The sequence below is a fragment of the Aquabacterium sp. genome (assembly GCF_030652515.1).
Taxonomy (GTDB): Bacteria; Pseudomonadota; Gammaproteobacteria; order Burkholderiales; family Burkholderiaceae_C; genus Aquabacterium.
The window spans coordinates 1-1696 of record NZ_JAUSAR010000184.1 but is presented as its reverse complement, the minus strand read 5'-3'; the positions used below and the strand labels follow the sequence as shown (position 1 = coordinate 1696).

Annotated in this window: 2 protein-coding genes; one reads left to right on the top strand and one right to left on the bottom strand. The window is 63.0% G+C overall.

Annotated features, from left to right (window positions below):
- Window positions 1–113: 113 nt before the first annotated feature.
- Entirely contained in the window at window positions 114–1169 is a 1056-nt protein-coding gene (locus Q7V20_RS20870) for a phage integrase N-terminal domain-containing protein (protein WP_304795553.1), read from the bottom strand.
- A 329-nt stretch (window positions 1170–1498) separates the two neighbouring features.
- Between Q7V20_RS20870 and Q7V20_RS20865 the strand changes: the two genes are divergently transcribed.
- Window positions 1499–1696, top strand: a 198-nt coding sequence (locus Q7V20_RS20865; RefSeq protein ID WP_304795551.1) for a hypothetical protein, incomplete at its 3' end; no start/stop codon positions are given.

Here is a 1696-nt window from a genome sequence, read left to right as displayed (position 1 = left end):
ACGACTCTCAGTCTGAGGTCAATGAACTTGCCGAGTCAGCAGTCTGAGTCAAGGACATGCACAGCTTGCCCAACGCCGACGGCGCAGACATGGTTCTGCGCCGTCGGCGTTCGTCATGACACTGCTTTTGACGTTGCCTCGCGCTTGTCATCCCCATCGCGTGATCCTGACGAAGGTTGTGCTTGAACCGCGCCAAGGTATGCGCATGCGGCACGTGGCCTGGCATGGCCAGCGAGGAGGGCCACAGCCTGTCTTGCCGCGCGATCCACATCGGGCGCCACAACACCATTGCCGCGAACGGGGGGCGCGGTCCCGGCCAGGGCCTCATAGTGACCGATCAACACCTCATGGCGCAGGCCATGTGCGGTCACCCCTCGTTCGCGCACGGTGATGCCGAACTTGGTCAACACGTAGTCAAAGTGCCTGAGGTTCTTGCGCAGGTCATGGGCAGGGTTGCCCATGTGCGCATCCTGGCTGCTGACCACGCCCTGCGCGAATGCCACGGCGGCAAGGCGCTCCTGGCTGTCCAGAGGGATGTGGCGCACCCGGCCTCCCTTGCCCTTGATCCTGGCGTACCGATCCGCCAACTTGTCGTCGGGCGGCAGGCCCGTGGACTCGAAGGGCACGATGCTCTCAAATGGCCGAAACAGCACCGATTCCTTGCGCCGCAGTCCCATGGTGCGGATCAGCCGCAACGAGGCCCCCACAAAGCGGTCGTGGTCACAGACCTGAGTGATCACGGCGTCGATGTCCACCCCATTTGCCGACCAACCTTTGTCCCGGCTGGCGTACTCATGGCGCTGGTATTCGTCAACGCTCAGGCCGTAGTGGTCCGGTGATCGCACGAAGCCATGCTTGCCCATCCACATGGCCAGGCCTCGCAGAAAGCTCAGGTAGGTCTGGATCGTCGCCGGGGCCAGGTGCTCCTGCTGCCAGACCTGCACCATGGCCCGGATGTGCTTTTGCCCCAGGTTGCGCGGGTCAGGCACCGTCTTGAACCCAGCCTTTGTCCTCAAGTCCCGAAAGAATCGGCGCAGGAACTGGGCGCGCTCTTGCCGTGTCTTGTGTGAGACGGTCTTGGCCATCGAGGTGTGCAGGGCGTTGAACAGTTCGATCAGCACTTCCAGCACCTTGAGCGGTGGCGTCTTACCCTTGGGGTAGTGGGCCATGATGTCCTGGGGTGACTTGCCCGCCCAGCTTTGACGGCGTGCGGGTTGGTGCTGGCTTGAGCGCCCAGGGCTGGATGCTTCCTGGACCCGGCGCCGTGATGATCGGGGCGTTGTGGATGGAGTGGTGGATGAGTCAGACATGATGTGGCCCATGGTCAAGGGCCCGCCGCCCGAACAGCGGGTTGGTCGTGAGTGAAGGTGGAATCCCATGGAGATCGCCGATGGCGCGGATTCCGTCGCCCCATCGGCTCGTGGTCAAGCATTCAGCGCCGCACGCGACCACGAGAGGTGCGGCGCCTACCCAAAGGTTTGTCGGTCGATGTGCCTGCTTGGATGCATCGACACCGGCCAACTCGGTCTTTCTTAAAAACGAAACGGGTGATCCGTCCCAGTCGTGCATTTCTGCAGCCGTGGGGTTGGTGATGCCGGTTTGCCTCTGGGGCATGGACGGCATCGGCGCGGAGGTCTGGCCTCACGCGTCTGTGGTGGATCAGTTCTGGATTCGGAGCGCCATCCACTCGCATGGG